Annotated in this window: 13 protein-coding genes; 6 read left to right on the forward strand and 7 right to left on the reverse strand. The window is 45.6% G+C overall.

The genetic code is table 11. From position 1 onward, the window contains the following. Positions 1-2: 2 nt before the first annotated feature. Complete coding sequence (locus ACYRYY_RS05855) at positions 3-278, reverse strand: metal-sensing transcriptional repressor (protein WP_460214662.1); 276 nt, start codon at positions 276-278, stop codon at positions 3-5. A 179-nt stretch (positions 279-457) separates the two neighbouring features. Between ACYRYY_RS05855 and ACYRYY_RS05860 the strand changes: the two genes are divergently transcribed. Continuing rightward, positions 458-865 carry a MarR family winged helix-turn-helix transcriptional regulator gene (locus ACYRYY_RS05860; RefSeq protein WP_460214663.1) on the forward strand — a complete coding sequence of 136 codons (408 nt, stop codon included), beginning with the start codon at positions 458-460 and terminating at the stop codon, positions 863-865. On the opposite strand, the gene ACYRYY_RS05865 is transcribed toward ACYRYY_RS05860, so the two are convergent. The 3 genes from ACYRYY_RS05865 to ACYRYY_RS05875 are packed head-to-tail and all read right to left on the reverse strand — an operon-like array spanning position 862 to position 3,549. Next, entirely contained in the window at positions 862-1,326 is a 465-nt protein-coding gene (locus tag ACYRYY_RS05865) for an EVE domain-containing protein (protein ID WP_460214665.1), read from the reverse strand. The genes ACYRYY_RS05860 and ACYRYY_RS05865 overlap by 4 nt on opposite strands. Next, on the reverse strand, positions 1,323-1,844 hold the full coding sequence (locus tag ACYRYY_RS05870) for a nitroreductase family protein (protein WP_460214666.1): 522 nt from the start codon (positions 1,842-1,844) through the stop codon (positions 1,323-1,325). The genes ACYRYY_RS05865 and ACYRYY_RS05870 overlap by 4 nt, the downstream gene beginning before the upstream one ends. 19 nt (positions 1,845-1,863) lie before the next feature. Beyond that, the gene (locus ACYRYY_RS05875) at positions 1,864-3,549 is read right to left on the reverse strand and encodes a glutamine--tRNA ligase/YqeY domain fusion protein (RefSeq protein ID WP_460214667.1); all 1,686 of its coding nucleotides are present in this window, start codon (positions 3,547-3,549) and stop codon (positions 1,864-1,866) included. Positions 3,550-3,718: 169 nt separating this feature from the next. Here ACYRYY_RS05875 and ACYRYY_RS05880 point away from each other — a divergent pair, with 169 nt between their 5' ends. Next, a complete protein-coding gene (locus tag ACYRYY_RS05880; protein WP_460214668.1) occupies positions 3,719-5,371 on the forward strand; it encodes an acyl-CoA synthetase in 1,653 nt (550 codons plus the stop codon). A gap of 232 nt (positions 5,372-5,603) precedes the next feature. Here the strand turns inward: ACYRYY_RS05880 and ACYRYY_RS05885 are convergent, their stop codons facing one another. Beyond that, positions 5,604-6,878, reverse strand: a complete 1,275-nt coding sequence (locus tag ACYRYY_RS05885) for an O-acetylhomoserine aminocarboxypropyltransferase/cysteine synthase family protein (protein ID WP_460214669.1) — start codon at positions 6,876-6,878, stop codon at positions 5,604-5,606. A 203-nt stretch (positions 6,879-7,081) separates the two neighbouring features. Here ACYRYY_RS05885 and ACYRYY_RS05890 point away from each other — a divergent pair, with 203 nt between their 5' ends. After that, positions 7,082-9,817, forward strand: a complete 2,736-nt coding sequence (locus ACYRYY_RS05890; protein WP_460214670.1) for a cache domain-containing protein — start codon at positions 7,082-7,084, stop codon at positions 9,815-9,817. Here the strand turns inward: ACYRYY_RS05890 and ACYRYY_RS05895 are convergent. After that, positions 9,814-10,536: an SDR family oxidoreductase gene (locus tag ACYRYY_RS05895; RefSeq protein ID WP_460214671.1), complete on the reverse strand. Its 723-nt coding sequence runs from the start codon at positions 10,534-10,536 to the stop codon at positions 9,814-9,816. The two genes, ACYRYY_RS05890 and ACYRYY_RS05895, sit on opposite strands and share 4 nt — an antisense overlap. A gap of 136 nt (positions 10,537-10,672) precedes the next feature. Between ACYRYY_RS05895 and ACYRYY_RS05900 the strand changes: the two genes are divergently transcribed. The 3 genes from ACYRYY_RS05900 to ACYRYY_RS05910 all read left to right on the forward strand — a co-directional run bounded on the left by ACYRYY_RS05900 (position 10,673) and on the right by ACYRYY_RS05910 (position 14,026). After that, positions 10,673-11,536 carry a hypothetical protein gene (locus tag ACYRYY_RS05900; RefSeq protein ID WP_460214672.1) on the forward strand — a complete coding sequence of 288 codons (864 nt, stop codon included), beginning with the start codon at positions 10,673-10,675 and terminating at the stop codon, positions 11,534-11,536. Between the two features lie 8 nt (positions 11,537-11,544). Beyond that, the gene (locus ACYRYY_RS05905; protein WP_460214673.1) at positions 11,545-12,228 is read left to right on the forward strand and encodes a class I SAM-dependent methyltransferase; all 684 of its coding nucleotides are present in this window, start codon (positions 11,545-11,547) and stop codon (positions 12,226-12,228) included. Positions 12,229-12,358: 130 nt separating this feature from the next. Continuing rightward, complete coding sequence (locus ACYRYY_RS05910; protein WP_460214675.1) at positions 12,359-14,026, forward strand: Na/Pi cotransporter family protein; 1,668 nt, start codon at positions 12,359-12,361, stop codon at positions 14,024-14,026. A 110-nt stretch (positions 14,027-14,136) separates the two neighbouring features. Here ACYRYY_RS05910 and ACYRYY_RS05915 read toward each other — a convergent pair whose 3' ends face one another. Then, on the reverse strand, positions 14,137-15,843 hold the full coding sequence (locus tag ACYRYY_RS05915; RefSeq protein ID WP_460214676.1) for a sensor histidine kinase: 1,707 nt from the start codon (positions 15,841-15,843) through the stop codon (positions 14,137-14,139). Positions 15,844-15,880: the final 37 nt, after the last annotated feature.

Below are 15,880 nucleotides of genomic sequence, written 5' to 3' on the forward strand. Positions count from 1 at the left end.
ACCTAGCCTATTCTCGAAAAATGCTCCACGGCTTTAGCGAATTCGGCTATGGTTTTATCAGCATTTCCGTGTTCAATACCGTCACGGACACAATGCTGGAGATGTCCCTCCAGAACAAGCTGCCCCACTTTGTGCAGCGCACTTTTAGCAGCGTTTATCTGGATGAGTATATCCTCGCAGGGAACATCCGTATCAACCATATCTGAAATAGCCCTGAGCTGACCTTCGATTTTTCTTATTCGTGTGCGCACCTTCGGTACGTCTATGCACTGACGCATTTTTTACCTCCTACAGCTATGCCGGCTATACCCATAGGGGTATGGGTATAGTTACTCCTGTTCTTTGATACAGTCAACAAATTTATTTTGAACATCAAACTTTATTTTTCAAAGTCATATTGAAAAAATTCCCTTAACTGATAAACTTTCAATTCTAAATATACCTATGGAAAACAGAAATGGAAAAACTCTCTAACGTAGTTGTGGAATTTTATGAAAAACTCTCCTCATGGGAGCATTCTGTGGTAAAGGACACCGGGCTGACTCTGCCCCAGATGCACACCATAGAGGTGCTGGGCAGCAGCGAACCGATGCGTATGAAGGAGCTTGCGGAGAAAATGGGTATAACCACCGGAACACTCACGGTGAATATTGATAAGCTTGTAAAGCTTGGTTACGTAGTGAGAAAACCGAACGAGACAGATAAACGCTCCTACTATGTGGCGCTCTCTGATGAAGGAGAAGAGATATACAGCCGTCATCACGCACTGCACCTTGAACTGACAGAGGAAATCTTAAGCGAACTCACACCGGAGGAGGGGCAGCTTCTGGAAAAACTGCTCACCAAGGCAATGCGGGCGTTTTAAGCTTCGCCCGCCATTTCAAGAATTATATTGTATTCATCCGCAGTTACCGGCTGAACGGAAAGGCGCATCCCCTTCTGAACAAGCTTCATCCCTTCAAGCCCCGGCATGTTCTTTATATCCTTCAGGGTGACAGGCTGCGTAAACTTTTTCACAAAGCTCACCTCTGTCATAAACCAGCGTGGCTTCTCCTGCGGTGATTTCGCATCGTAATACCTACTGGTTTTATCCCACGAGGTGAAGTCCGGAACGGCATTTTCGGCACATATTTCCGCCAGCCCCACCACAGATGGCTCAGTGGTGTTTGAGTGATAGAAAAGAACCTTGTCCCCTTTTTTCATCTCATTCATCATAAAGTTGCGTGCCTGATAGTTCCGCACGCCTTCCCAGAAGGTTTTGTCTTCCTTCGCCAGCCTGTCTATGGAGTAGGATTCCGGCTCGGACTTCATAAGCCAGTATTTCATTTTCCGTCCCAGCGGTTTTTATGCACCTTTGCGGCATCGTACCTGTCAACACTGTGCCCTTTGGCATCAGAATAGCCGATGGCAACAAGCGCAAATGCATGTATATTTTCAGGAATTTTCAGCAGTTCCTTAATCTGTTTTTCCGCATTTTCATTGGGATAAAGCCCGCACCAGACAGCCTCAAGCCCTAAGTCCTGCGTGGCGAGGAGAATATTCTGCACAGCGGCGGCGCAGTCCTGCGGCCAGTAGCCTTTGTGTTTTTCCCTTGAAGGATCAGCGCAAACGGCGATACCAAGGGGCGCCTGTGAAAACATAGCTCCGTAAGGGTGGATGGAGGGGACTTCCCGCAGGGTGGATTCATCGTCTATAACCACAAAAGCCCACGGCTGGGAATTTCCCGCTGAAGGGGCACTCATCGCCGCTTTCAGAAGCAGTTCAATCTTGTTTTTTTCAACTTTTTTAAATACGGAAAAACGCCTTATGCTTCTTCTGTTTAAAATTGCCTCAAGAATCTGCATGTCTCCTCCTTTATAACAATCAGCTTTTCTGCTGTTCCTTCGCCCATGAGTCTTTAAGCGAAACTGTCCTGTTGAACACAGGTTTTTCTTTGGTTGTATCCGGATCCGCCACAAAATATCCCTGCCTCATAAACTGAAACGAGGTGAATTCCACAGCTTCCGCCAAGGCAGGTTCGCCCCAGCATTCGGTTATTTTAAGAGAGTTTGGATTTATATTCGCAGTAAAATCCTTACCTTCTTCAACATCATCAGGGTTTTCCCTGGTAAAAAGGTTGTCATACATACGCACTTCGCACTTAACGGCGTGCTTCGCACTCACCCAGTGGGAAGTTCCCTTAACCTTGCGCCCGTCCTCTGTCCAGCCGCCACGGCTTGCGGGATCGTAGGTGCAGTGAACCTCTGTCACATTGCCGTCAGCATCTTTTATGACGTCAACACATTTAACATAATATGCGTGCTTCAGCCTTATTTCACCGCCGGGTGAAAGCCTGAAATATTTTTTAGGCGGGTTCTCCATGAAGTCTTCCCGCTCTATGTAAAGTTCTCTGGAGAAAGGGATCATCCTCTTGCCGTCAGCTTCGTTTTCGGGGTTGTTTTCCGCTTCAAGCAGTTCTTCCTGTCCTTCCGGATAGTTCACAATCACCATCTTAAGGGGATCAAGAACCGCCATGCGCCTGTGCGCCCTCTTGTTAAGATCATCACGCAGGCAGTTTTCAAGAAGGGAGTATTCAATAATGCTGTTGCTCTTGGAAACGCCTATTATGTCCGTGAACATGCGTATAGATTCCGGCGTAAACCCTCTCCTTCTCAGCCCTGCTATAGTGGGCATTCTGGGGTCGTCCCACCCGTTGACATACTTATCCTGAACCAGCTTAAGCAGCTTGCGTTTACTCATTACGGTATTGGTAAGGTTGAGTCTGGCAAACTCAATCTGCTGAGGATGATACACGCCGAGTTTTTCCAGAAACCAGTCATAAAGCGGTCTGTGATCCTCAAACTCCAGCGTGCAGAGCGAGTGTGTTATCCCTTCGATGGAGTCCTCAAGCCCGTGGGCGAAGTCATACATGGGATAAATACACCACTCACCGCCGGTATTATGGTGTTCTGCGTGGGCTATGCGGTAGATAACCGGATCACGCATGTTAATATTCGGAGAACTCATATCTATTTTCGCACGGAGAACCTTTTCCCCGTCCTTAAATTCGCCTTTTCTCATGCGTTCGAGCAGGCCGAGATTTTCCTCCGCACTGCGGTTTCTAAAGGGGCTTTCCTTTCCCGCTTCTGTAAGGGAGCCTCTGTACTGCCTTATCTCCTCCGCAGTGAGGTCGTCAACATACGCATAGCCGTCTTTCACAAGCTGAATTGCATATTCATAAAATTTCCCGAAATAGTCGGAGGCAAAATACTCCCTGTCCTCCCAGTCAAAGCCGAGCCATTTGACATCACGCCTGATGGACTCCACATACTCCGTGTCCTCTTTGAGCGGGTTGGTATCGTCAAAACGCAGATTGCACTTACCGCCGAACTCTTCTGCCATTCCGAAGTTAAGGCAGATAGATTTTGCGTGACCTATATGAAGATAACCGTTCGGTTCCGGCGGAAAACGGGTATGCACACGCCCTTCGTTTTTGCCTTCCTCAAGGTCTTTTATGATAATGTTCCTTATAAAGTTTGAACCTTTGTAAGTTTCTTTAGAATCGCTCATGAGTTTCACCGCTTATTTTTTGTTAAACTTCAATATTAAAGTAAATATACTCCGAATGCAACACCGTACAGGAACACACCTATTATTACACACATCTGTTAATTCCCGCTTTACTTTCTTCAGTAACACTATTATATTCTGTAACCATATTTTATATTCGGAGATTTTTATGCCCGACAGTTTATTTAAAACAGACCCGTCAACAGGCGATTTCAGAATAGAAATTCCGGAGTTTTACAACTTCGGTTTTGATGTGATAGATAAAAGAGCGGAACTGACGCCGGACAAGACAGCCCTTATTTTTGTGGATACTGACGGTGAAACAGACGCCCGATTTACATACAGAGATTTAAGTGAAATGAGCGCAAGGTTTGCCGGCGTTCTCAAAAAACACGGCTTCACTAAGGGCGACAAACTATATGTGATGATTCCCCGTGTACCGGAGTGGTATGCGGTTATGCTGGGCTGCTTCAAAATGGGTGTTGTTCCCATGCCCGCGCCGAAGATACTTCAGCCCAATGATATAAACTACCGTATAGCGGCATCCGGCGCTAAAGGTGCTGCGGTTTATCATGACTGTCTGGAAAAAATGCAGAAGTGCAACCTCAATAACCTCGACGGAAAAATAGCCGTAGGTGCGGAATGCGAAGGCTGGATATCTTATGAAAATGAGATGCAGACAATCTCCCCTGCCTTCACCAGAGAAGATGCAGAGCCCACTCTTTCGACTGATCCCCTCATTATGTACTTCACAAGCGGCACGACCAAGTTTCCCCGCATGGTTCTCCACGACCAGACATACGCTCTCGGGCATTACATAACAGCCCGCTTCTGGCAGGATTTAACAGAGAACGACATCCACTGGACACTCAGCGACACAGGCTGGGGCAAGGCAGTGTGGGGCAAAATGTTCGGTCAGTGGATCATAGGGACAACAGTGCTGATGCACAACGCCGCAGACCATTTTGAGCCGGAGAAACATCTCTACATAATGGAAAAATACGGTGTAACCACCTTCTGCGCACCCCCCACGGCTTACAGGATGATAATCCTGCAGGACCTCGCCAAATACGATTTTACAAAGCTCCGTCACTCCGTAAGTGCAGGTGAGCCTCTTAACCCGGAAGTCATACGCATCTGGAAGGAAAATACAGGCACAACCATATACGACGGCTACGGACAGACAGAAACAGTGAACACAATTGCCAACTGCCCGGCTTTTGAAATACGCTTCGGCAGCATGGGCAAGCCAACTCCGGGATTTAATATTGATGTTGTTGATGATGACGGTCTGCCCTTGCCCGCAGGAGAGACAGGACACATAGCCATAGAATGTGCATCAAGCCACCCTGTCGGGCTGTTCCATGGATATTACAATGATGAGAAAAGCACAAAGGAAGCATTCCGAAACGGCTGGTATTTCACAGGAGATAAGGCTTACAAAGATGTCGATGGCTATTTCTGGTTTGTGGGAAGATCTGATGATGTAATAAAAGCAAGCGGATACAGAGTCGGTCCGTTTGAAGTTGAAAGCGCTCTCCAGAGCCACGGCGCAGTTGCAGAGAACGCAGTTGTCGGCTCTCCGGATCCGATCAGGGGAACAATAGTCAAGGCGTTTGTAGTGCTGAAAAAAGGCTATGAACCGTCGGCTGAACTTATTAAATCACTTCAGGAGCATGTTAAAAAAGAGACAGCTCCGTATAAATACCCCAGAGAAATCGAGTTTGTGGACTCACTGCCTAAAACCGTCAGCGGAAAAATCCGCCGTGTTGATCTCAGGCAGAGAGAGGAAGCAAAACACGCTGATATTATTAAGGAATAGATATAGATGTACACGCTCACGGCGGGCTGAACCCGCCTTCGCTTCGCACGGCGCACTCCCGTCCTGGGGAGTGTTGGGAGTGTTGGTTCTATATCTTTTCTAAAGCCTGCTCTGTCATTACAACAGCAATACGCACATCCTGTCGTATTGCTGTACACGCTCACGGCGGGCTGAACCCGCCTTCGCTTCGCACGGCGCACTCCCGTCCTGGGGAGTGTTGGGAGTGTTGGTTCTATATCTTTTCTAAAGCCTGCTCAAAGTCTTCTTTGATATCTTCGATGTGTTCAATGCCCACAGAGACACGGATAAGCTCGTCCGGTGAGCCAGCGGCTCTTCTGCCTTCGCTTGTGAGCTGCCTGTGGCTTGTGCTTGCCGGATGAGTAACCAGAGTGCGTACATCTGCAAAGTTCGCCACATGGTTAGCTATGGTGAGTGACTCTATAACCTTCACCGCAGCATCCAGACCGCCCTTAACACCAAAACTCAACACGCCGGAGCCATAACCTTTAAGATACTTATCTGCCCTTTCTTTATTTGGGCTGTCATTCAGGGAAGGATAATTAACCCACTCCACCTTTCCGTGACTGTTGAGGAATTCCGCAAGTGCTAGAGCGTTTTCCGAATGAGCCTTTATTCTTAAATGGAGGGTTTCAAGTCCCTGAAGTATATAAAACGAATTTTGCGGTGAGAGACACCCGCCTGCATCACGGAGCGCCTCAACACGCACCTTTACACCGAAAGCAGCCGCACCGAATGTTTCTGCAAACTTCAGCCCGTGATAGCTTGGGTTGGGTTCTGTAAATGACGGAAACCTGCCAGAACCCGCCCAGTCAAATGTTCCGAGATCAATAACAGCACCCCCCATTGAATTGGCGTGTCCGCCTATATATTTAGTAAGTGAATGTATGACGATATCAGCTCCGAAATCCTTGGGACGGCATAGAATGGGTGTTGCCTGCGTGTTGTCCACAATCAGCGGCAGTTTATGCTTCTTAGCTATCCTGCTCCATGCCTCAAAATCGGCAACATCGCATGAGGGATTGCTGACAGTTTCTATAAACAAAGCCTTTGTTCTTTCATTAATAGCTTTTTCCACGGCATCAAGGTCATACTGGTCAACAATATGCACTTTCACACCGAGGTTTCCGAGAAAATATGTAAAAAGGTTCACCGAACCGCCGTATAGTCTGGATGATGAAACTATTTCATCGCCTGTTCCTGCTATGGTGCTTATTGCGGCGAACTCCGCAAAGTGCCCGGATGAGGTCACTACAGCGTGAGTTCCACCCTCAAGCAGGCAGAGCCTTTCCTCCAGAACAGCAGTGGTGGGGTTGGTTATGCGGGAGTATATATGCCCGAACTCTTTGAGGTCAAAAAGGTTTCTTGCATGCTCAATATCCCTGAACTGATAAGCGTTTGTCTGGTAAATGGGTACTGTGACCGAACCGTTGTGCTCTTCGGGCTTGTAGCCCCCTCTTACGGCTAATGTTTCCTGTCTGTGCGACATAGCTTCCTCCTGAGATGGGGGATTTTCTGAAAAAACGGCTCTCAAAACCGTGCTGTATAATGTTATTTCGGAACAGGATAAACTATACACTCATAATGTCAAGATAAAACCTATAGATTTACTATGCTTTGCTTTTTTAAATTCATTGAAAAGCACGAGAATAAGGCTATAATACTTTATAAGTTATAGACAAAGGTAAAAATATGATAAACGGCAAACCAAGAATTTCTGTAACAACCCTCAACATACTTAATGTGCTGTTTATATCCCTTTCTTTCGTTTTTGTTACTTTTTACTTCATATTTTATCAAGCAGATAAAGAATTTGAAGCGCAAATTACAAATGTGCGGGAACGTTTTGTCGAAAACCAGAAAGTAAATATAAAAACAGAAATCAGCCGTGCTGAAAGTAAAATAGCCAGCCTGCGCTTTATGCGCAATGAAGCTCTAAAGTCAGAGCTGAAAAACAGAACTGAAAACGCTGAAGCAATAATAAAAGAGCTTTACGGGGCAAATGCCGAAGCAAAAGTGATTAACAACACTTTAAACGCAATTAAATGGGACAACGGCACAGGGTATTACTTCGTATTTAATGAGGCAGGCAAATTCACCTTCCACGGAAGCAATAAAACGCTTACCGGCACGGATATAAGTGAGATAACGCTGAACAATGCAGAGCTTGGGAATTTCCTTTCTGTCCTCCGCAAAGAAGGAGAGTCTTTCGGGACTTACAACTGGACAAAGCCTGACAGCAGCCCAACTGATCTTTACCCGAAAATTGCCTACGCAAAACACATACCGGAAATGGGACTGTACGTTGTTGCTGCATCATATACTGAGTATCAGGAAAAATCCCTTCAGGAATACATTCTCAAACTGTTCAGCGAGGAGCGGTTCGGCTACAACAACTACGGATATTTCTTCATAATGGACAAAGATTTCAATATGCTTATGCATCCCGTGGACAAAACACTTGAGGGCATGAGCGTGTTTGAAATAAAGGATGCGGAAGGGGTAAATCTGGGAGAACTCTTCTCAAATGCAGTGAGGCAAAACAGCGCCAGCTACGTAACATATCTGTGGAACACTCCCTCAAGCACAGAACCGGAAGAAAAAACCGCTTTTCTTAAAACGATCCCTGACTGGCAGTGGACAATTGTCACAGGGTTTTACTCAAGCGACTTTGATACATACATTGATCACCAGCGTGAAACTCTTAGGATACAGTTTCTTGATGATCTTTTTAAAATTATAGCCATTCTGCTGATCATCCTTCTGATAACCACACTTATAAGCATTTATATCAACGTATATATCAGGAGAATAGAAAAAAGCCGTCTCCGTGAGATGAATATGCTTGAGCAGTACAAGCTTGTTCTTGATGCTTCTTCCATTGTGTCAAAGACCGATCCGCAGGGGCGCATAAACTATGTTAATGATAAGTTCTGTACAACTACCATGTATTCAAAAGACGATGTAATAGGCAGATCTCACAATATAGAGCGCCACCCTGCCACGCCGAGAGAGACATTCCGCAAGCTGTGGGAAACGATAAGCAGCGGCAGAGTGTGGCACGGAGTGCTTAAAAACAGAAAAGCCGACGGCACAAGCTATTACAAGAGCGCAACCATAATCCCACTCAAGGATGAAAACGGAAATATCATAGAATATATCTCCTCCGGTCATGATATCACTGAGTTAATAGAAAACAGAGACAGGCTTGAAAACATCTTCAACACGGATATTCTCACAGGGCTGGGCAGCAGGATGAAGCTTCTTGCTGATCTTGAAAAAAGCACATCACCGGCAGTTGCCCTGCTTGATATAGACAGCTTCAGCAGTATAAACGACCACTACGGCAATGAAAAAGGGGACGACGTACTACGTGAGGTCGGCTCCGGTATTTTCCGCAGACTGAGCAGAAAGCCTTACTCTTTCTACAGAGTCAATGCTGACACTTTTGCCGTAGCTGCTGACGGAGCAGACCTTGAAGCCTTCAAAAACGACATCAGGCAAACGCAGAGAAACATAGCATCCCACGGTGTAAAAATCGGCTCGGAAGAAATACCAGTGACCTTAAGATGCGGTTTTGCATCAGGCAGCAGGGATGTTCTGGCATATGCCGACATGGCTCTTAACAACAGCAAGATAAGAAACCTTGAATTCTATGCCTATGATCCGGCGGACAGTCAGATGTCCGAAAATTACAGCAGAAATATTGCAACTCTTAAAAGCATCTATTCCGCAATCAGGGACGACAAAATATTCCCTGTTTTCCAACCGATATACAATATCGCAAGCGGCAGGATAGAAAAGTATGAATGCCTCATGAGGGCGGAAGCTGAAAACGGTGAAATACTTATGCCGGGCGATTTTATTGAAATAAGCAAAAAGACACGCATATACCCCCGTTTAACACTGATAATTATAGAAAAATCTGTGCAGAAATTCAAAAATCTGCCCTATGAATTTTCCATAAACCTCACCATAGAAGACCTCATGAACGATGAGACGATGGAATACCTTGTCACATACGCAAAAAGTCATGATGTGCTTAACAGGCTTGTGGTTGAGATTGTGGAAACTGAGGAACTGAAAGGTTTTGAAGAGGTTCTCACTCTGTTGAAGGAGCTGAAAAATCAGGGAGTTAAAATAGCCATTGACGATTTCGGCTCCGGTTATTCTAACTTCGAGTACCTTATTCAGATGAATGCAGACTATGTGAAGATAGACGCCGGCATAATGAAGCATGTGCTTAAGGACGAGCGTGCAACGGAAATTGTACGCTCTATAGTCACTTTTGCAAGGCAGACAGGGGTAAAAACCATTGCGGAGTTCATAAGCAGTCAGGAGCTTCTGGATGCTGCCGCCTCCCTTGGTGTGGACTACGCACAGGGCTACCACATAGGTAAGCCGGAAAAAGAGCTTATTGACAGTTAATCTTCGTATATCATCTTAACAGTCATTCCGCCGTCTGCTGTAAAGTTTTGTCCGGTAATAAACCCTGCCTCTTTTGATGCGAGATAATAAGCCAGCGACGCTATATCCTCTCCTTTACCGACTCTGCCAGCAGGATGCTGCGCATGATCCGCTTCCGTAGTATCCCAGCCCGAAACATTTATCCATCCGGGGCTTATGCTGTTAACTCTGATTTCAGGTCCCAGACTTACCGCAGCAGCATGGGTAAAAGCAAGAAGACCGCCTTTGGAAGCTGCATAGCTTTCGGAATTTTTTTCTGACTGCAAAGCTCTTGTGGATGCCATATTAATTACGCTTCCGCAGTTTTTACGCAAAAATGGCACACAGTGTTTTGTCATAAGAAATGCTCCGGTCAGGTTAACGCTTATTATCCTGTTCCAATGTTCAAGGCTAAGTTTATCCAGGGGGGCTGCGTAGGGGCTGGCGATTCCCGCATTATTAATCAGTGCATCTATCCTTCCGAATCGCCCGGAACATTTCTCCACTGCGGAGCGCACGCTGTCTTCATCTGCAACATCAGTAACGGCAAAGGAGCTGCCCCTTACTCTGTCTGATGCGCTAATGCAGGCGTTTTCATTGATATCTGCTATAAAAACCGACCAGCCTTTTTCAGCAAAATACAAAGCGCAGGCAAGCCCTATCCCCTGCGCTCCTCCGGTTATTAACACACATTCCTGCATAAAAGCCTCCCGAAAATGAATTATTGTGTCCTGACGTTGTCCTGTTTTTGTAAAATTATGCCGCCGGAGCAAAAAAAAACAGCAATTGTCCTCAAAAATAATATAATATACCCAACATAATATCAGGAGAGCTTTTATGAAAAAATACGCAGTATTATTAGTATTTCTGCTGACACTCCCCGCACTTGGAGCGGAAATAGGCTTTAGCGGTGGCTTTACCAGCCCCGATGATCTGGGCGCTTCATATTACGGAGCGGATGTTTCGGAAACAATTGACATCCCGGATAATCACAAACTGAAGCTCACAGCGGGTTACAGGATAATCGATTTCAGCGATGCTGAAGGCTTCATGCCTGATACCCTTACTCAGAGCAGCCTTGGGCTGAATATAACCGGACCGGAATATCTGGTTTTTGCTAAGGCCGGTGTTGCAAGTGACGAACCTTTTGAAGAATCGGACGGTTATTTCGCCAGTGTTGCTGTTGCAAAAAATGTCTATGAGAACGGTCCTCACAGATTTTATCTGGGGCTTGCAGCATCGAATAAAGAAATTTTAAGCGACTTTTATGTTATACCCACAGTAGGATACTCTTACACATCTCCGAATCTGTATTTTCTTGCCGGAACATTAAATATGATCAAATGGAAACCTGCCGAAAAAGTCAGCTTTGAAGCATCAATAAATATTCTCGGGCAGGGGAAGGTTAAAGCCACATACCACTGGACTGACAGTTTCAGGACATCACTTGTTTATGCAAACAATAAAGACACCTACTACCTCGGCGAAGACTATCCGGAGGATTCTGAACTCAAAATAAGAATAGCCTCTGTCAGCCTTGAAGCAGAAAAAGACATATACAATTATGCTAAACTTGTACTCTCAGCAGGAATGATCACAAGCGCAAGATACCAGATTCTTGATGACGATGATGAAGTTCTGAACGATAAAAAAATAAATTCCGGTGCGACAGGCAGCGCAGAATTGCGTATAATGTTTTAGGAGGCGCCATGGAATTCTACCGCATACTCGCAAAGGCTTATGATGAGGTTTTCCCGTTTTCAGATACCACCTTCGGCTTTCTTAAACAATATGCCGGAGATGAAGTCCTCGACATAGGCTGTGCCACAGGAGCCTACGTGAGAAAATTTCACGAAGAAGACTTCACAGCAGAAGGCATTGAGTATGTGCCGGAACTTATCAGCTACTCAGAAAATGTGTCCGTGGGCGATATGCGCAGTCTGCCTGCTGGTTTTGACGGCAGATTTTCCCTTGTATACTGCATAGGGAACACACTTGCCCACTGCGCAGATCCCAAAGATGCGGAAGAGATACTGAAAGGCTTCGCCCGTACACTGAAAAAGGGCGGCAAGGCAGTAATACAGATACTGAACTACACCCGGATACTGAAAAACCGCCCGGCGGGACTCCCTTCCATAGAAACAGGTTCCGTCAGCTTCCGCAGAGATTACGTATACAACGAAAAAAACATAGAATTCATAGGAACATTAACCGCAGGCGGAGAGACATTCTCTTCGTCTGTCCTTCTTTATCCCCTTACTCACAAAGAACTTACAGAGGCGGCTGCGAAGGCCGGCTTTGCTTCATGCGTCCTTTACGGTGATTTCAGCGGAACAGCATTTCAAGAGAATGAAAGCTTTATGCTTGTCAGCGTTCTTTCAAAAAAGGATTAAGTTTTATTACCATCAGTTCGTTAGGAAGACTTTTCAAAAAAGTTTTATTCCTGTCTCATGTTAAGGTTGTCAAAAATGTCATATTACGGTTATATTCCTGTCAGATTCTTGTCGGCGGGAGGAATATCCAGTGGCATCATCAGATTGGTTTAACCTGATTTCGGGACTGTTCGGAGGTCTCGGTCTTTTTATATTCGGCATGAAACTCATGTCCGAGGCTCTTCAGAAATCCGCAGGGCAGGGACTCAAAAAAGCCCTCGAAAAGCTCACAAGCAACAGATTTGTAGGCACATTTGTAGGGCTCGTAGTCACTGCGATTATCCAAAGTTCATCTGCCACAACCGTAATGGTAGTGGGGTTTGTAAACGCCGGCTTAATGAATCTTTCTCAGGCAATCAGCGTTGTACTCGGCGCAAACCTCGGCACAACAGTCACTGCCCAGCTCATTGCATTTGACATACACGCACTCGCCCTCCCCGCCATTGCCGTAGGTATGATACTTAAAATGTTCTCTAAGGATGTTACCAAACAGTATTGGGGCGAAATTCTGCTCGGATTCGGTATGCTTTTCATTGGCATGGAAATAATGAAGGACGGCTTCGTTCCCTTACGCAAAACAGACGGCTTCAGGGACATGTTTGTCTATTTCTCAAGCAACCCTGTTCTTGCTGTAGCTGCGGGAGCATTCCTCACAGTTATTGTTCAGAGTTCATCTGCTACCATAGGCATAACAATAGCCCTTGCGACAACAGGTTTGATAGATTTTTACGGTGCCTGTGCCCTTGTTCTGGGCGAAAATATAGGAACAACAATAACCGCCAACCTCGCTGCCATAGGCACAAACAGAACAGCAAAGCAGGCTGCTTTTGCGCATTTCCTCATAAATTTTCTCGGCGTTGTATATATGCTGTTCATTTTGAAATATCTGGTGGAGTTTGTAAATTTCCTCACTCCCAACGATGCAGACTTCGTGGCGGCGGATGGTTCCAAACCTTATATCGCACGCCACATAGCGAACCTCCACACCATGTTTAATATGATAAATCTTGTTATTTTCCTACCGTTTATACAATATCTTGCCAAAATCTGTGAAGTAATGGTCAAACCGGATAAGCCGGATGAAAACCGGATGGTTCGTCTGAGTGATAACATTATGAGTACCCCTGCCATAGCCGTTGAGCAGGCAAAAAGAGAGGTTCTCCGCATGTCCGGTTATGCGGGAAATATGGTCGAGGCAACCAGAAAATACCTTGTAAGCGGAGATGAGTCGGAACTGGGAAATGTTAAAACCTGTGAAGGCTATCTGGATACCTTTGACAAGGAGATCTCCGCCTTTCTTGTTAAGCTATCCATGAAAAACATCAGCCAGAACTCCGCCTCACAGATCAACAGAATGCACCATATAGTCCATAATCTCGAAAAAATCGGTGATTACTCCGAAAGTATCTTCAATTCTATCAAGAAAATTAAGAAGAAACAGATTGTCTTCTCCCCTGAAGCAAATGAAGAGCTGAGAAACATCTATGAAGTTGTTGAAAGATTCTACAAACAGACAATGGAATGTTTCGTCAGCGGCAGCAACAATATTGACACTGAAGATGAAGATATAATAGACAGCATGAGAAAACGCTTTAAAAAGAACCATGTGAAAAGACTCAACGCTAATGAATGCACCATTGACGCAGGGCTTATCTATGTTGATATACTGAACTGTCTTGAAAAAATTGGCGACCACACATTCAACATAGCGCAGGTTCTGATGACAAGCGAGAGCGCACCCATCAGCAAACCGCACTGACTTCATGAGACAAAAAGCACATCCTGTCTTTTTGTCTCACACGCTCACGCCGCATTCAATGCGGCTTCGCTTCGCACGGCGCAGTCCCATCCATGGGACTGTATGAAATCTTAGTCCGGCTGGATGATACGTACTCTGAAACTATTACCACCTCTGGTGTTGGGCTCAAGGGTGATGCTGCCTCTGTAAAGTCTGCAAATGTGCTTAACTATTGAAAGCCCCAGTCCCGTGCTGGAGATATTCTTATTGCGGGATTTTGATACTGTGTAAAAACGTTCAAATATCCGCTCACGCTCCTCCGCAGGAATCACAGGTCCTCCGTCGTCCACATCAAGGTTGAATTCACCATCGCTGCTCGTCATTCTGACTTCAATAAAATCCTTTCCGGAATAGGCTATGGCGTTCTCCACGAGATTATTGACAAGACTGCTTAAATGCGCCCTGTTTATCCTCACAGGGGCGCCTTCAGCGCTGATACGAATTCCGGGAGCAAATTTATCAGAATAGTAATCCTTCAACTCCTCCGCATATTCCGCCAGATCCGTTTCCTCACCCGCCTCCATATCATCTGCAGAGGATGATTCATACCTGTGAAGCTCAATTACATCATTAATAATCTGATTAAGCTGAGTTGTGCCTTTATAAACTTTGCCCAGAAACTTTTCCCTGTCCTCAGGTTTCATACCGGGGTGTTCGATTAACGTCTCGGCATAACCCATTACAAGGGCAAGCGGGGTTTTAAGCTCATGGGATATATTTGTTATAAGCTCGCTTTTATAGGTGCTGTAGCGTTCGCTGCCTGTTATATCAGTCAGAACTATTATCCGTGACCCTTCCATAAAGCGGACGTATATTTCATAAACCGTATTCTGAAGCTCGTAGACCTTTGTGCTGTCAGCCTCATAGGAAAGAATTTCCTTGGAAAGCACAATGGAGTCCTTGTCCGTGACTCTTTCAAGAATATCATCACCCACATGAATTGAGCAGCCCAGAATCTTTTCAGCCCTTCTGTTGGCAAGTTCAACCCTGCCGTTTTTATCAAGCTTAATAATCCCTTCTTCAAGGAGATCCACCAGCCCGTTAAGCTGTTTTTTCTCTGCCTCAAGAATATGTTTCTGCTTTTCAAGCGCATTGTAAGTGCGGTATATCAGTCCCGCCACCTTATCCATCAGCCTGCTCTTAAACACAGGAAATACAGGAGGGCGACCGCTTTCTATGTCCTCGACTATGCGGCTTATCTTAACCACAGGGCGGCTTACACGAAGGCTGATAAACCATAAAACGGCAAACAGCACAGCAAAAAGCCCGAAAAAAGTGGCGTAAGCCTGTTCCTTCATCTGTTTTTTGAGGCTTTCAACATAAAGCATCGGATAAGCAATACGCAGAACATTTCCACCCTCTTTCAGCTCTCTTGCGTAGTACATCATACGCTGTCCGGTTGTTGCGCTGAATCTGACTTCCATGCCTTCACCGTTTTGAAAAGCGGACTGAATTTCAGGGCGGGACCTGTGATTCTCAATTTCCGGCACAGAGTCAGCAGAGATGTAGGAATCGTCAATCACCACCCCGTCAGGGCTTATGACTGTTATGCGGAGAGGGGCGGAACGGCTTATTGCTTCGATCTTCCCTCTGGCTTCATGTGGAGGAAGATTCAAAACACCGGCAGCATTTATAATCTCCCATTTATTTTTAAGTTCATGAACAAGCTCATTCTCAGCATTCTCCAGAAGTTGTTTCTGATATGTAAAAAACATAAGAAGAGTCACACACATTACAGGTATGATTATAAATGAAAAAAGACGTATATATATTTTCACAGCCGGCTCCTTGGCATGTTCAAATGCCCGCAGTTTA

This window comes from Geovibrio sp. ADMFC3 (assembly GCF_054687035.1).

Bases quoted from the DNA above. Each gene is read 5' to 3' on its own strand.
- ACYRYY_RS05855 (WP_460214662.1), bottom strand. From the start codon at position 278: ATGCGTCAGTGCATAGACGTACCGAAGGTGCGCACACGAATAAGAAAA.
- ACYRYY_RS05860 (WP_460214663.1), top strand. From the start codon at position 458: ATGGAAAAACTCTCTAACGTAGTTGTGGAATTTTATGAAAAACTCTCC.
- ACYRYY_RS05865 (WP_460214665.1), bottom strand. From the start codon at position 1,326: ATGAAATACTGGCTTATGAAGTCCGAGCCGGAATCCTACTCCATAGAC.
- ACYRYY_RS05870 (WP_460214666.1), bottom strand. From the start codon at position 1,844: ATGCAGATTCTTGAGGCAATTTTAAACAGAAGAAGCATAAGGCGTTTT.
- ACYRYY_RS05875 (WP_460214667.1), bottom strand. From the start codon at position 3,549: ATGAGCGATTCTAAAGAAACTTACAAAGGTTCAAACTTTATAAGGAAC.
- ACYRYY_RS05880 (WP_460214668.1), top strand. From the start codon at position 3,719: ATGCCCGACAGTTTATTTAAAACAGACCCGTCAACAGGCGATTTCAGA.
- ACYRYY_RS05885 (WP_460214669.1), bottom strand. From the start codon at position 6,878: ATGTCGCACAGACAGGAAACATTAGCCGTAAGAGGGGGCTACAAGCCC.
- ACYRYY_RS05890 (WP_460214670.1), top strand. From the start codon at position 7,082: ATGATAAACGGCAAACCAAGAATTTCTGTAACAACCCTCAACATACTT.
- ACYRYY_RS05895 (WP_460214671.1), bottom strand. From the start codon at position 10,536: ATGCAGGAATGTGTGTTAATAACCGGAGGAGCGCAGGGGATAGGGCTT.
- ACYRYY_RS05900 (WP_460214672.1), top strand. From the start codon at position 10,673: ATGAAAAAATACGCAGTATTATTAGTATTTCTGCTGACACTCCCCGCA.
- ACYRYY_RS05905 (WP_460214673.1), top strand. From the start codon at position 11,545: ATGGAATTCTACCGCATACTCGCAAAGGCTTATGATGAGGTTTTCCCG.